Source organism: Herbaspirillum sp. LeCh32-8, from assembly GCF_017814915.1.
Classification (GTDB): domain Bacteria; phylum Pseudomonadota; class Gammaproteobacteria; order Burkholderiales; family Burkholderiaceae_D; genus Herbaspirillum.
The window spans coordinates 612,718-626,023 of sequence record NZ_JAGIPZ010000001.1 but is presented as its reverse complement, the minus strand read 5'-3'; the positions used below and the strand labels follow the sequence as shown (position 1 = coordinate 626,023).

Annotated in this window: 8 protein-coding genes; 3 read left to right on the top strand and 5 right to left on the bottom strand. The window is 62.8% G+C overall.

From position 1 onward, the window contains the following. The first annotated feature begins 365 nt into the window (after nt 1-365). Nucleotides 366-896, top strand: a complete 531-nt coding sequence (locus J8I26_RS02950; protein WP_209603884.1) for a PaaI family thioesterase — start codon at nt 366-368, stop codon at nt 894-896. Nucleotides 897-1,146: 250 nt separating this feature from the next. Next, nucleotides 1,147-3,372 (top strand): FUSC family membrane protein, encoded by a 2,226-nt coding sequence (locus J8I26_RS02945; protein WP_209603882.1) that lies wholly within the window; start codon nt 1,147-1,149, stop codon nt 3,370-3,372. A gap of 84 nt (nt 3,373-3,456) precedes the next feature. Here the strand turns inward: J8I26_RS02945 and rraA are convergent, their stop codons facing one another. Together rraA and J8I26_RS02935 are read right to left on the bottom strand one after the other, a co-directional pair. Then, the gene (rraA, locus tag J8I26_RS02940) at nt 3,457-3,948 is read right to left on the bottom strand and encodes a ribonuclease E activity regulator RraA (protein WP_209603880.1); all 492 of its coding nucleotides are present in this window, start codon (nt 3,946-3,948) and stop codon (nt 3,457-3,459) included. 33 nt (nt 3,949-3,981) lie between these two features. After that, nucleotides 3,982-5,664, bottom strand: coding sequence for a sensor domain-containing diguanylate cyclase (locus J8I26_RS02935; RefSeq protein ID WP_209604772.1), 1,683 nt, complete (start codon nt 5,662-5,664; stop codon nt 3,982-3,984). Between the two features lie 366 nt (nt 5,665-6,030). On the opposite strand from J8I26_RS02935, the gene J8I26_RS22770 reads away from it, so the two are divergent. After that, the gene (locus J8I26_RS22770; RefSeq protein WP_209603878.1) at nt 6,031-7,749 is read left to right on the top strand and encodes a methyl-accepting chemotaxis protein; all 1,719 of its coding nucleotides are present in this window, start codon (nt 6,031-6,033) and stop codon (nt 7,747-7,749) included. 51 nt (nt 7,750-7,800) lie between these two features. On the opposite strand, the gene clpB is transcribed toward J8I26_RS22770, so the two are convergent. The 3 genes from clpB to J8I26_RS02915 all read right to left on the bottom strand — a co-directional run bounded on the left by clpB (nt 7,801) and on the right by J8I26_RS02915 (nt 13,171). Next, a complete protein-coding gene (gene clpB / locus J8I26_RS02925) occupies nt 7,801-10,386 on the bottom strand; it encodes an ATP-dependent chaperone ClpB (RefSeq protein WP_209603876.1) in 2,586 nt (861 codons plus the stop codon). Between the two features lie 159 nt (nt 10,387-10,545). Next, on the bottom strand, nt 10,546-11,868 hold the full coding sequence (locus tag J8I26_RS02920) for an MFS transporter (protein WP_209603874.1): 1,323 nt from the start codon (nt 11,866-11,868) through the stop codon (nt 10,546-10,548). Nucleotides 11,869-12,040: 172 nt separating this feature from the next. Continuing rightward, nucleotides 12,041-13,171 (bottom strand): mandelate racemase/muconate lactonizing enzyme family protein, encoded by a 1,131-nt coding sequence (locus J8I26_RS02915; protein WP_209603872.1) that lies wholly within the window; start codon nt 13,169-13,171, stop codon nt 12,041-12,043. Between the last annotated feature and the right edge of the window lie 135 nt (nt 13,172-13,306).

Below are 13,306 nucleotides of genomic sequence, written 5' to 3'. Positions count from 1 at the left end.
ATATAAGACATTATTAAATTATTTATACCAATAAAATCAAACACTTAATTACACATTTTCGCGATACGGAAAGAAAATTCGGAAAATGAAAAATGTTTTTGATGCTGTGCACCTGCAGTTTTCACGATGCGAAATGAAAAATTCTCATCGTGAAAAAGGGGCCTTGCCCGAGCTCTTCTTTCACTGCCGGCAAGCTCGGCAAGAACCTGCAGACCATCAAACTGACGCTTTAAAACGAACGTTCGAGAAATTTTTGACGACCGCACTATCGTCTTGCATAATAAAAGTCACTTGCCGCAGGCAAGGCCTCCCGATCCACCACCTATAAGAGAGACGCAGGACGCCGCGCGTCCAGAGGAAGCACAATGACCACCAGAGAAGAGACACTCGCGCTGTGGCGCAAGCAGGAAGAAGAAGTCCGCGCCAAGCTGGCGCCGCCGGGCGTATCCAGCCTGGAAGACCTGAAGGCCGGCAGCGGCATGGAATTCCTGCAGAAGATCTGGGACGGCCTGCTCCCCTCGGTGCCCATCGCCGAGACGCTGGACTTCATCCCGGTCGAGGGCGAACCCGGGCGCATCGTGTTCCAGGGCACGCCCAGCAAGCGCCACTACAATCCGCTGGGCAGCGTGCATGGCGGCTACTTCTGCACGCTGCTGGATTCGGCCGTGGCCTGCGCCGTGCATTCGATGCTGCCGCAAGGCATGGGCTACACGACGCTGGAGCTGAAGGTCAACCTGGTGCGCGCGCTCACCGACAAGGTCGGCCCGGTGCGTGCCGAAGGCAAAGTCATCCAGGTGGGCAAGCAAGTCGGCATCGCCGAAGGCCGCATCATCGATGCCGAGGGCAAGCTGTACGCCCACGCCACCACCACCTGCCTCGTGTTCCCGCTGCCCTGATTGCGTGATCTATCCACCGCCGCCCTCGCCTGCATGGCCGGCGGCGGTGAAAAAACTTCACTTCGTTCGTGCTGTGCCCGCGCACAGCCGCTTGCCGACGCCGCTGCATGCGCCCGACCTTCCTCGCTCCGTTTTGTTCAAGGTATTTGTTTTGAACACCGGGGCCGTCCCTCTGTTGTTTAATCGTCCGAGAAGGCACAGAATAAGCACCTACTAAAATTGAACGGCGATTCAACGTCGATACGTCTTCATGCATTACGCCCTGGACATCCGCACGTTTCTATTCAGTCATTATTTCTATACTGGGGTGCGGATCGCGATCGGAGTGGTCGGCTTCACGATGCTGGTCTACAACGTGGCCGACATGCAAACCACCATGACGGTGTTTCTGGGCGCGCTGTGCACAAGCCTGATGGATCTGCCCAGCCCGCTGCGTCACAAATTCAATGAAATGCTGGCCGGCGTGTTGCTGTGTACCGTGGTGATGTTGGTGATCAGCCTGGCCGCGCCGATTCCCTGGCTGGTCAGCGCCATGATGGTGGTGGTCAGCTTCTTCGCCAGCATGATGGTGGTGTACGGCAAGAAGACCATGCCGCTGCAGTTCGCCGCGCTGATGGTGATGACGCTGTCGATGGAAAACCAGGTGCCGATCGCCGACGCCCTGCTGCACGCCTTGTTCTTCCTGGCCGGCGGCCTGGGTTACCTGGCCTACTCGATGGCGGTGTCGTGGTTCCTGCGCCGCCGCATCAAGCAGCAGGTGCTGGCCGAGGCGCTGTTCGAGCTGGCGCGCTACCTGCGCATCAAGGCCGACTTCTATGACGTACGGCACGACCTCGCCAACCAGTTCAACCAGCTGGTGCGCCAGCAAATCGTGGTGGCCGACAAGCAGCAGGCCTCGCGCGACCTGATCCTGCGCGACCTGTACACCAAGCAGGACGGCCTGCTGGTGCAGGTGCACCTGTCGATGCTGGAGCTCTACGAGCAGGTCCTGTCCACCCATGCCGACTATGCCTTCCTGCGCAACCACTTCGGCGATGCCGATGTGATGATCTTCTTGCGCGACCTTGCCAACAAGGCCGGCGAGGACATTGAATCGATCGCCTACGCCATCACCCGCAAGCGCGCCTCGGCGCCGCTGGTGAGCTACAAGGCGGAGCTGCGCGCGCTGCAGTTCGAGATGCAGCAGATGGCGCAACCGGGGCCGAACCAGGCCTCCGAGGAAGCGCTGACCATCCTGCGCGTCACCTACAACAAGATCCGCGACATCATCGAGCTGATCGGCCAGCTGCACCAGGCCACGCAGAACCCGGTCGACCCCATCCCGATCCTGCCGGGATCGGACATGACGCCCTTCCTGACCCAGCAAAAGTTCAAGTTCAACATGCTGCTGGTGAACATGCGCTGGCAGTCGCCGATCTTCCGCTTCGCCATCCGCGTGGCGCTGGCGGTGACCACCGGGCTGTGGATCTCCAACCACCTGCCCTACATGGCGCACGGCTACTGGATCGTGCTGACCATCGTCATCATCCTCAAACCCAATTTCAGCGCCACCAAGCAACGCATGGCCGATCGCCTGATCGGCACCATCATCGGCTGCCTGATCACCATGCTGATCCTGCGCTTCGTGCACAACCCGATGGGCCAGATGGCAGTGCTGTTCGCCGCCAGCGTGGCCGCGCCGGCCTTCACCTACGTGAAGTACCGCTACACCGCCATCGCCGCCTCGGTGCAGATCCTGATGCTGCTGAACCTGCTGGTGCCGGCCGGCCATCAGGGCGTGATCGGCGAGCGCCTGATCGACACCATCATCGGCGTGGTCATCGCCACCCTGTTCAGCTACGTGCTGCCGGCCTGGGAATACCGCGACCTGCCCAAGCTGCTGCGCAACGTGCTCAAGGCCAGCCAGCGCTACCTCACCGCCAGCCGCGACATGCTGGAGGGCAAGGTCAAGGACGACTTCTTCTACCGCGTTTGCCGCAAGGGCTTCATGGACAGCCTGGCGGCGCTGATCTCGGCGCTGGTGCGCATGATGGACGAGCCGGTGACCAAGCACCGCGCAGTCAAGGAGCTGAACCGCTTCATCGTGCAGAACTATCTGGTGGCCGCGCACATCGCCGCGCTGCGCCTGATGCTGCGGCGCCATCAGGATAACGTCCCCGAAGGCCCGGTCAACAAGCTGATCGAAGACACTTACCTGGAAGCCAGCCAGCACCTGGCCGAAGCCCAGCGCATCCTCGCGCCCCAACCCAGGAAGCGCAAAGGCGCCGTGGTGGTGTCGCCGGAGGCGCCGGAACAGAAGGCGTTGTCGGGCAGGATCGAACTGGTCGGCCCGGTCACGCCCGAGCCGCTGGCCGCCGAAGCCAGCGCCTGGTCGGGCTGGGCCACGTTGCAGCGGCGCGCCAGCCTGCTGAACCAGGACCTGCAGGAAATCGTGACGCAGACGGCAGCGATCGACAATATTCTGCGCAAGAACTGAGCCGTTCCTCCCCAAGACGCGCACACAGGCGCAAACAAAAACGGCTTCCCGCGGGAAGCCGTTCTTTATTGAGGATGCTTTCGCTCAGAGCGCAGCGCGCGACACCAGCACGCCGTCCACATCCGCATAAATCCAGTCGCCCGGATGCACCGCCACGCCGGCGATGGTGACGCGAAGGTCGCGGTCACCGGCGCCCTTGCGGAAGCTGCGCTGCGGATGCGTGGCCAGCGCACGGATCCCCACTTCGCAGGCGTTGAGCTCGAGCGCGTCGCGCACGCAGCCGTTGACCAGGATGCCGGCCCAGCCGTTCTTCTCGGCCAGCTGGCCGAGGTTGCCGCCCACCAGCGCGCAGCGCAGGCTGCCGCCGCCGTCCACCACCAGCACATGACCGTCGCCCGGGGTCTCCAGCGCGGCGCGCACCAGCACGTTGTCCTCGAACACCTTGAGCGTTCTGGCCGGACCGGCGAAGGCCGGCTTGCGTCCGAAGGAAGCGAAGATCGGCGGCAGCACATGCAGCGTCCCCGCGGCCAGCTTGTCCTCATTGGCATCGCACAGGTCGCAGGTGGCAAAGTTCATGACATTCTCCTTTAGCAGGTCATTGCGGCGGCCTCACACCGACAGCATGCGATGCAGGCGCTTCTGGTCAAACATGCGCGAGTCGGCCACGCGCAGCAGGGTTTCCACATCCAGGCCGTCGGCCGGATAGAGCGACACCCCGACCGAGGCGTCGACCGTGTAGCTGTTGCCGTTGCGTCCGTCGATGGGCTTGTTGACCGAGTGACGGATCTTGTCGGCGATGGTGCGCGCGATCTCCATGTCGGACACGCCATGCAGGTAGACCACGAACTCGTCGCCGCCGAAGCGCGCCACCGAGTCGTCGTGGCGCAGCGTGTGCTGCAGGCGCTCGGCGATGGCGATCAGCACCTTGTCGCCTTCATCGTGACCATGTTCGTCGTTGACCGCCTTGAAGCGATCCAGGTCGATGAACAGCATGGCGAAGTGCAAAGGGTTGGCCTCGGACGAATTGCGGCGGCGGAAGTCGATCTGCGCGATCAGCGAATCGCGGTTGAGCACATTGGTCAGGCGATCCGTGCGCAGGTTGCGCTCCATCTCCTGGAAGCTGTGCGCCAGTTGGCCGATTTCGTCGTTGCGGTCGATGTTGAGCGCCGGGAACGGGCTGCCGTTGCCGATGCTCTTGGCCGCCAACGTCAGCTTGCGGATATCGCGCAGCACCCAGCGCAGCAACAGGAAGCCGATCACGAAGGTCAGGCACACCGCCACCAGGCCCAGCAGCAGCGTCTGGTACACACCGCCGGTGACCGAGCCCAGGAAGTCCGAGCGCGGCGCGGCGCTGATGGCCAGCCAGTCCAGACCGGCATCGTCGTGATGCAGGCGGAAGGCGACCTCGATCTTGCTGCCCTCGGCACGCGCGCCCAGCAGCACCAGCTGGCCCGGCTCAACGCGCTGCGTCGCCAGATGGCGCTGCACTTCGGCGAAAGCCTGCTGCACCAGCGGCGACTTGCTTTGCTGCGCCTTCAGGCGGGTGAATTCGCCGGTATCGCCCTTGACCTCGTGCAACGGCTCGTCCAGGGATGTGGCGATCATGTCTCCTTTGAGTTCGGTGACGAAGGCCACGCCGTTGCGTCCCAGCGGCAGCTTCTGCAGGAATTCGGTGAGCTGGCGCAAGCCGATGCTGCTGTTGGCCACGCCCAGGAAAGTGCCGTCAGTGTCGTAGACCGGTTTGGAGAGATTGATGCCCAGATGCTTCTGGCGGAAATCGGTGTAGACCGAGGACCAGGTCTGGCGACCGCGCTCCACCGTCTGCGTGTACCACGGGCGCTTGCGCGGCTCGTAGTCCTGCACGGTGGTCAGCGTCATCTCGGTGTTGGGGCCGCGCAGGTGGTAGACGTAGTCCTTGCCCTCCGGCTCGCGCACGCTGTACATGAAGACATTCGGGCTTTCCTGCTTGATGCCCAGGAAGCTGCCGTCAGCGCCGCCGAAATAGACGTAGCTGGCGTCGTCGATCAGGAAATTGGCCAGCCACAGGCGCTCTTCGAGCTGCTTGCGATCCTTGGGGAATGGCAGTATCGCCGGCGCTTCGCCGGCCTTGGCCGACGGCACCGGCGGCGGCGCCACTACGTTAAGGCTTTCGCGCGCGCTCAGGGTCTGGCGCTCGATCGACTGGCTCACGCGCCCCATCACTTCCATCAGTGCATTGCGCGCCAACACCTCGGTGGCGTCATCACCGGCGCGATAGAGGAACCAGCCGATGGTCAGCGCCAGGCAGATCATCAGGAAGATGAACGGCAGGATGAACAGCCGCTGCAAAGACGATTGCTTCAGAACCGCCCCCCGCACTGATGATTACCGCCGTTGATCGTTCGCATAGTTCCCCGATAGCTGCGCAACTCGCCCTGAAACCGGCGCTGCGCGCGCTCTTTCAGTCAAGAAACCATTGTATGACAAAAACCCGTTTCTTCGCGAACTTATGGGCATGTGCGCGCTTGTTCCGGATAAGAGCGGACTTTCCCCCGCTAACCCAAAGTTTGCAAAAAGGAAAACAAAAGCAGTATGGAGGGGGACGAGGGAAGATGTTCGTTTAACAATAAAAATTCGATATGTCTTGCTGTTATCCATTTTCCCTTGGAGGAACGTCCCATGAGATTCTCTCGCCTGAAGATCGGCGCACGCCTGTACGCAGGCTTTGGCATCCTTGCCCTGCTGTTCATCGGCATCATTCTGGTCGCCTACGGCAATTTTTCCCAACTGAAACAATCCAGCGAATGGAACGAGCACAGCCACGCCGTCGTCGGTGCCGTCAATGGCGCAATGCTCAGCCTGGTCAACATGGAAACGGGACAACGCGGCTTCGCCCTGACGCGCAATGAGGCTTCGCTTGCTCCCTACAAGGCAGGAGAGGAAGAATTCGCCCGCAATCTCGCCCTCGCGCGCAAGCTGACCGGAGATAACCCGAACCAGCAGCAAAGGCTGGCGCGACTCGCCGAGATGCAGAAGCAATGGGTGCAAAGCGCCGCCTCGCCCTCGATTGCGCTGCGCCGCGCCGACGGCCCGCAAAGCATCCCCGACACGATTGCCTTCGAACAGGCTGCCAAAGGCAAGACGATGATGGATGGCATGCGCCAGATTTTCGCCGACATCATCCAGGACGAAATGCAACTGATGAAGGAGCGTAACGCTGCGGTGCAATCGCTTACCCGCCTCACCTCGCTGACGTTGAGCCTCGGCGCTCTGGTCGGCGCGCTGCTGGCGGCGGCACTCGCGTGGGGCATGAACCGCAACATCACGGTTCCGTTGAAGCAGGCGGTCGGGATTGCGCAGACGGTAGCCGCCAGCGACCTCAGCACGCATATCGAAGGCGGCGGCCGGGATGAAACGGGGCAATTGCTGACCGCGCTCAAGGGCATGAACGACAACCTGGTGCGCATCGTGGGCGAGGTCAAGATCAGCATCGACTCGATCGCCACCGCGTCAAGCCAGATTGCCCAGGGCAATCTCGATCTGTCCTCGCGCACTGAGGAGCAGGCCGGCTCGCTGGCGCAAACCGCTACCCTCACGCGCGAACTGACGGGGACGGTCAAGAACAACGCCGACGACGCCGCCAAGGCGGATCAACTGGCCGGTTCAGCCTCATCCATCGCCACGCGCGGCGGAGACGTAGTGGCCGAGGTCATTCGCACCATGCAGTCGATTGATCAGTCGGCGCACAAGATCGTGGACATCATCAGCGTCATCGACGGCATCGCCTTCCAGACCAATATCCTGGCGCTGAATGCGGCCGTGGAAGCGGCGCGCGCCGGGGAACAGGGACGCGGCTTTGCCGTGGTGGCGACCGAAGTGCGCGCGCTGGCGCAACGATCGGCGGCCGCCGCCAAGGAAATCAAGGGATTGATCGACGACTCCGTGGAAAAGGTCGCCTCCGGCAGCAAGCTGGTGGAACAGGCCGGCGCCACCATGCAGGAAGTGGTGCAAAGCGTGCGCAGCGTATCCGAGATCATGAGCGCGATCTCGCAGGCCAGCCGCAGTCAGAGCCAACGCATCGAGGAAGTCAGCCTGGCCATCGTCGGCATGGATGAAACCACGCAGCAGAACGCCGCGCTGGTGGAAGAAGCCGCCGCTGCAGCGCAATCGCTGCAGGACCAGGCCAACAAGCTGGCGCAGATGGTGGCGGTGTTCAAACTCAAGGCCGGCGCTCACGCCGGCGCAGTATCGCCGATGGCGCCCCCCTCTTCGACCAGCGCCGGGCACCCGGCCGCGACCAAAGCGCTCGCACCCCCCAAAAAAACACCGGCTGCGCCACCACGCAGCCGGCCCGAGCCGCAGCCATCGGCCGCGGATGACGACTGGCAAACCTTCTGAGGCCGTCACCGCGTCACAAGGCAGCGAGATCGCGGAGCCGCCTCGTTCGGCTTACTTGACGAATACCAGCTGCCCGTTCTTCACATCGACGTGAACCACGTCCTTGGGGCCGAACCTGCCGGCCAGGATTTCCTTGGACAGCGGGTTCTCGATCTCTTGCTGGATGGCGCGCTTCAACGGCCGCGCGCCATACACAGGATCGAAACCGGCTTCGGCGATCTTTTGCAGACCGGCATCGCTGATCTCCAGGCCGATCTCCAGCCGTGCCAGACGCTGCTCCAGGATGCGCAGCTGGATCTTGGCGATGGCGCCGATGTTCTTCTCGTCGAGCGCATGGAACACCACGATCTCGTCCACCCGGTTAATGAACTCCGGACGGAAGTGCGTACGCACCTCGGCCATCACGGCCAGCTTCACCAGCGCCGGATCGCTCTCTTCCATCGACTGGATCTTGTGCGAACCCAGGTTCGAGGTCATCACGATCACCGTGTTCTTGAAGTCCACCGTACGCCCCTGGCCATCGGTCATGCGGCCGTCGTCCAGCACCTGCAGCAGGACATTGAAGACGTCCGGGTGCGCCTTCTCGATTTCATCGAGCAGGATCACGCTGTACGGCTTGCGACGCACGGCCTCGGTCAGGTAGCCGCCTTCCTCATAGCCGACGTAGCCCGGCGGCGCGCCGATCAGACGGGCCACCGAATGCTTCTCCATGAACTCGCTCATGTCGATGCGGATCATCGCCTCCTCGGTGTCGAACAGATAAGACGCCAGCGCCTTGCACAGCTCGGTCTTGCCCACGCCGGTGGGGCCCAGGAACATGAACGAGCCGTACGGCTTGCTCGGATCGCCCAGGCCGGCGCGCGAACGGCGAATGGCGTCAGAGACGGCGACAATCGCCTCGTTCTGTCCCACCACGCGCTCATGCAGCACGTCTTCCATGTGCAACAGCTTCTCGCGCTCGCCCTGCATCATGCGCGAGACCGGAATGCCGGTGGCGCGCGCCACGATCTCGGCGATTTCCTCGGCGCCCACCTGGGTGCGCACCAGCTTGGGCTTCTCGGCGGCGGCGCCGGCGGCATCCTTCTTGTTCTGCACTTCCAGCGCGGCTTCCAGCTCGGCCAGCTTGCCGTACTTCAGCTCGGAGACCTTCTGCCAGTCGCTCTTGCGGGTGGCCTCTTCCATCTGCAGGCGCACCTTTTCGATCTCTTCCTTCAACTGCTGGCCGCCCTGCGCGGTCGACTTTTCCGCCTTCCAGATTTCTTCCAGGTCGGCGTATTCGCGCTCGAGCTTGAGGATCTCTTCCTCGATCAGCTGCAGGCGCTTCTGCGAAGCTTCGTCCTTCTCGCGCTTGACGGCCTCGCGCTCGATCTTCAACTGGATCAGGCGGCGGTCAAGCTTGTCCATCACCTCCGGTTTGGAGTCGATCTCGATCTTGATCTTGGCCGCGGCCTCGTCGATCAGGTCGATCGCCTTGTCGGGCAGGAAGCGGTCAGTGATGTAGCGATGCGACAACTCGGCCGCGGCCACGATCGCCGGGTCGGTGATGTCCACGCCGTGGTGCACTTCATACTTTTCCTGCAGGCCGCGCAGGATGGCGATGGTCGCCTCCACGCTCGGCTCGTCGACCAGGATCTTCTGGAAGCGGCGCTCCAGCGCGGCGTCCTTCTCGATGTACTGGCGGTATTCATCCAGTGTGGTGGCGCCCACACAATGCAGCTCACCACGCGCCAGCGCAGGCTTCAGCATGTTGCCGGCATCCATCGCGCCTTCGGCCTTGCCGGCGCCGACCATGGTGTGCAGCTCATCAATGAAGACGATGGTCTGCCCCTCGTCCTGGGCAATCTCCTTCAACACCGCCTTCAGGCGCTCTTCAAACTCACCGCGGTACTTGGCGCCGGCCAGCAGCGCCGCCATGTCCAGCGACAGCACGCGCTTGGACTTCAGGCTGTCGGGCACCTCGCCGTTGACGATGCGCTGGGCCAGGCCTTCCACGATGGCGGTCTTGCCCACGCCGGGTTCGCCGATCAGCACCGGATTGTTCTTGCTGCGGCGCTGCAGCACCTGGATCGCGCGGCGGATTTCATCGTCGCGGCCGATCACCGGGTCGAGCTTGCCGGCGCGGGCGCGCTCGGTCAGGTCCAGGGTGTATTTCTTCAGCGCCTCGCGCTGGCCCTCGTCCTGCTGCGAGGACACCGAAGCGCCGCCGCGCACGGCCTTGATGGCGGCTTCCATCGCCTTGCGGGTGAGACCGTTCTCGCGTGCGGCGCGGCCGGCGTCGGACTTGTCGTCAGCCAGGCCCAGCAGCACCATCTCGCTGGCGACGAACTGGTCGCCGGCTTTTTGCGCTTCCTTGTCGGCCAGGTTGAGCAAGGCCACCAGCTCGCGCCCGACCTGCACTTCGCCGCCGTGGCCGGAGACTTGCGGCAAGCGCTGCAAGGCTCCCTGCAAGGCGGTGGCCAGGCCGTTCACATTCACGCCCGCGCGCTGCAAGAGCGAGCGCGCGCCGCCGTCGTCCTGGTTCAACAGGGCGATGACGAGGTGGACCGGTTCGATATATTGATTGTCGCTGCCGACTGCCTGAGACTGCGCATCGGCCAGCGCTTCCTGCAATTTGGTGGTGAGTTTGTCGAGACGCATGGTTCGCTCCAATTTTTCAATGAGATGAAAATTGGGTCGGCCCAGTCATTTTCAAGCATGAGCTGATCCCCGGCATCGCGAACAGAACCCGGAGCATGCGGCCAAAAAGTTGCTTCGTCAGCAATACCTTGGGGACCGCACCCGCCAAGCAATGATGAACTACGCCGGAGGACGTTCATACGAACGCGAAGCGATCACCAGAACGGCCACCGCCGTGACGCCGCAACACAGCATCAGGTAGAGCGCCACCCAGTCCGGCTTGCCGTCGGCGGCCGACACCAGAGCCGAAGCGATGAACGGCGTCGGGCCCGCGATGAGCAAACTGCTGAGCTCGCGGGACATGGCAATACCCGAGAATCGATAGCGCGTCGGGAACAGATTGGCCAGGAAAGCGCCTTGCGCGCTGGCAAGGCCCGCGAATCCGATGCCGTAACCGATGCTCAGGCCACAAGTGGCCAACACCACGCTTCTCGTCTCGAGCAGGACAAACATCGGGACGGCAAACACGAAGACGAAGACAGCGCCGAACAGGTACACGCGCGCATGCCCGATGCGGTCCGCCAGGGCGCCCATGGGCGGCGTCATGACGATGCCGGTCAGCGTCGCGATCATTACCGCGAGCAATGCGTCCGTACGGGCAAAGCCCAGGGTATTGGTCATGTAGCCGAGGCTGAAAGCGCTGAGAATGTAGACATTGGCGTTGTGCCCGGTCACTGACAGGAATCCGAACAGCACCTCGCGCCAGCTCTTGCGCAGCAGCTCGCCCAGGGGCACCCTTGCGGCGTGGCGCCGGGCATCGGCGCGCTGCATTGCTGCTACGTATTCAGGTGTTTCATCAAGATTTTTCCGGATGTACAGCGCCACGAAAAACAACAAGGCGGACATCAGGAAAGGGATCCGCCAGGCCCAGCCGAACAAGGTCTCTTCGGGCAGGTACGAGACCATCAGGAACATCAGTGTCGCAAGCATGGTGCCGATGACGGTGGCGGACTGTAGATAGGCCGTGTAGTAAGCCTTGCGCCCGGGCGGCGCGTACTCCGCGACCAACGTGACGGCGCCGGCATACTCGGCGCCCGCGCCAAAGCCCTGCAACAACCGCAGGATCACCAGCAGCAACGGCGCCCACAGGCCCGCCTGGGCGTAGGTCGGCAGCAATCCCATCGCCACCGTGGAGGCGCCCATCAAGGCGATCGTGAACACCAATGCCGGCTTGCGCCCGAAGCGGTCCCCCACATGCGAAATGATGATGCCGCCCAGCGGACGACTGACGAATCCCACGGCAAACGTGGCGAAGGCGGCCAGCACCCCGACCGACGCAGACAACTGCGGAAAAAACAGCTTATTGATGATCAAGCCGGCCGCAGCCCCATAGAGGGCGTAGTCGAACCATTCAATGATGGTTCCGATGGTCGCCGCCAGCAAGGCGCGCCGGATATTGAGACGCTCGGCTTGGGACTGCCCTTCTGCCACGGTATTCGACATGAAGCTCTCCTTCTTCGGGATGGTGCTGCGCAGCTATCGCGCAGGCGTCGCCCTGGAACATCGCTTGCGCGCGCCCCACTGATGAGGACGCCCGAGCGCCAGCGTGGCCAGCGCGTGTCGACACGATGACAGTTCGATAAAACGGGGGTTGTGTAGCCTCGCGAGACCGGGCTCAGCCGCTTGTTCTCAAAGGCGGCATCGCACCGTGCGCCTGGCGATGAACGACGGCGCGCTCGAGGGCCTCCCAGTCCCAGTCGATGCCCAGGCCGGGCGCATCGGAGGCCATGGCGCGGCCGTTTTCAATGCGTATCGGCGATGCGGTCACCAGATCGAGCTGCGGGATATATTCCAGCCATCTGCTGTTGGGCACGGCGCAGCACAAGCCGAGGTGGAGTTCCATCAGGAAGTGCGGACAGACCGGCACATTGAACGCCTCCGCCATATGCGCCACCTTGAGCCAGGGCGTAATGCCGCCGATGCGACCAACGTCGACCTGGACAATGGAACAGGCGCCCGCCTCAAGGTAGTCCTTGAACTGTGAAATGGAGTACATGGATTCGCCCACCGCGATCGGAACCGTTGTCGACTGGGACAGGCGACGGTGCGCGCCCACGTCGTCAGCGTGAATAGGCTCCTCGAACCAGGCGATGTCGAGTTTCTCGTAATGACGCACCCGGCGGATCGCCTCATCCAACGTGAGGCCCTGATTGGCGTCGGTCATGATCTCCCAGCCATCGCCGACCCGCTCACGCACGGCGCTCAGGCGCTTCATGTCTTCCGATACGTGCGGGCGGCCGACTTTGATCTTGGTGCCGCCAAAGCCGCGCGCCTGGGCGTTGAGCGCCTCTTCGACCAGCTCGGCCTCCTCCATGTGCAGCCAGCCGCCTTCGGTGTAATAAAGCGCGATGCTGTCTTTGGCGCCGCCGGCCAGCCGGTGCAACGGCAGCTTGGCCTTGCATGCGCGCAGATCCCACAACGCGGTATCAATCGCCGCCAGGGCAATCGAGGTGATGGCGCCGACCGCTGTGGCGTGGACGCGAAAGAACAAGGCGCGCCACACCGCCTCGATCTCCTCGGCCTCGGCACCGATCAGGGCCGGTGCCAGATGGTCGTCGATGAGCTTGCAGACGGACGAGCCCCCGGTGCCGATGGTATAGCTATACCCCAGGCCGACTGCACCATCGGCGTCGACAATGCGCACGATGGGCGTCTCCTGGAGTTCGAAGCTTTGCACGGCATCCGTGCGCTTGACCTTGGGTTTCAGGTTCGCCTGAATGACTTCAACGGCAACGATCTTGGCCATCTGTGCTCCTTTGGCTGGCTTGAAAACACACAAGGCAAGCTACTTGCAGCGCGCCTGCCTTGTCCTTCACGTCATCCATCATAGGAGCAGTCCGGCGAGCGCTCGCCGCGCACCGTTCATGACCCGCCAAAATTC

Excerpts from the sequence above, each read along its gene's own strand:
- rraA (WP_209603880.1), bottom strand. The coding sequence starts at position 3,948 with ATGAACTTTGCCACCTGCGACCTGTGCGATGCCAATGAGGACAAGCTG.
- J8I26_RS02950 (WP_209603884.1), top strand. The coding sequence starts at position 366 with ATGACCACCAGAGAAGAGACACTCGCGCTGTGGCGCAAGCAGGAAGAA.
- J8I26_RS02945 (WP_209603882.1), top strand. The coding sequence starts at position 1,147 with ATGCATTACGCCCTGGACATCCGCACGTTTCTATTCAGTCATTATTTC.
- J8I26_RS02935 (WP_209604772.1), bottom strand. The coding sequence starts at position 5,664 with ATGATCTGCCTGGCGCTGACCATCGGCTGGTTCCTCTATCGCGCCGGT.
- J8I26_RS22770 (WP_209603878.1), top strand. The coding sequence starts at position 6,031 with ATGAGATTCTCTCGCCTGAAGATCGGCGCACGCCTGTACGCAGGCTTT.
- clpB (WP_209603876.1), bottom strand. The coding sequence starts at position 10,386 with ATGCGTCTCGACAAACTCACCACCAAATTGCAGGAAGCGCTGGCCGAT.
- J8I26_RS02920 (WP_209603874.1), bottom strand. The coding sequence starts at position 11,868 with ATGTCGAATACCGTGGCAGAAGGGCAGTCCCAAGCCGAGCGTCTCAAT.
- J8I26_RS02915 (WP_209603872.1), bottom strand. The coding sequence starts at position 13,171 with ATGGCCAAGATCGTTGCCGTTGAAGTCATTCAGGCGAACCTGAAACCC.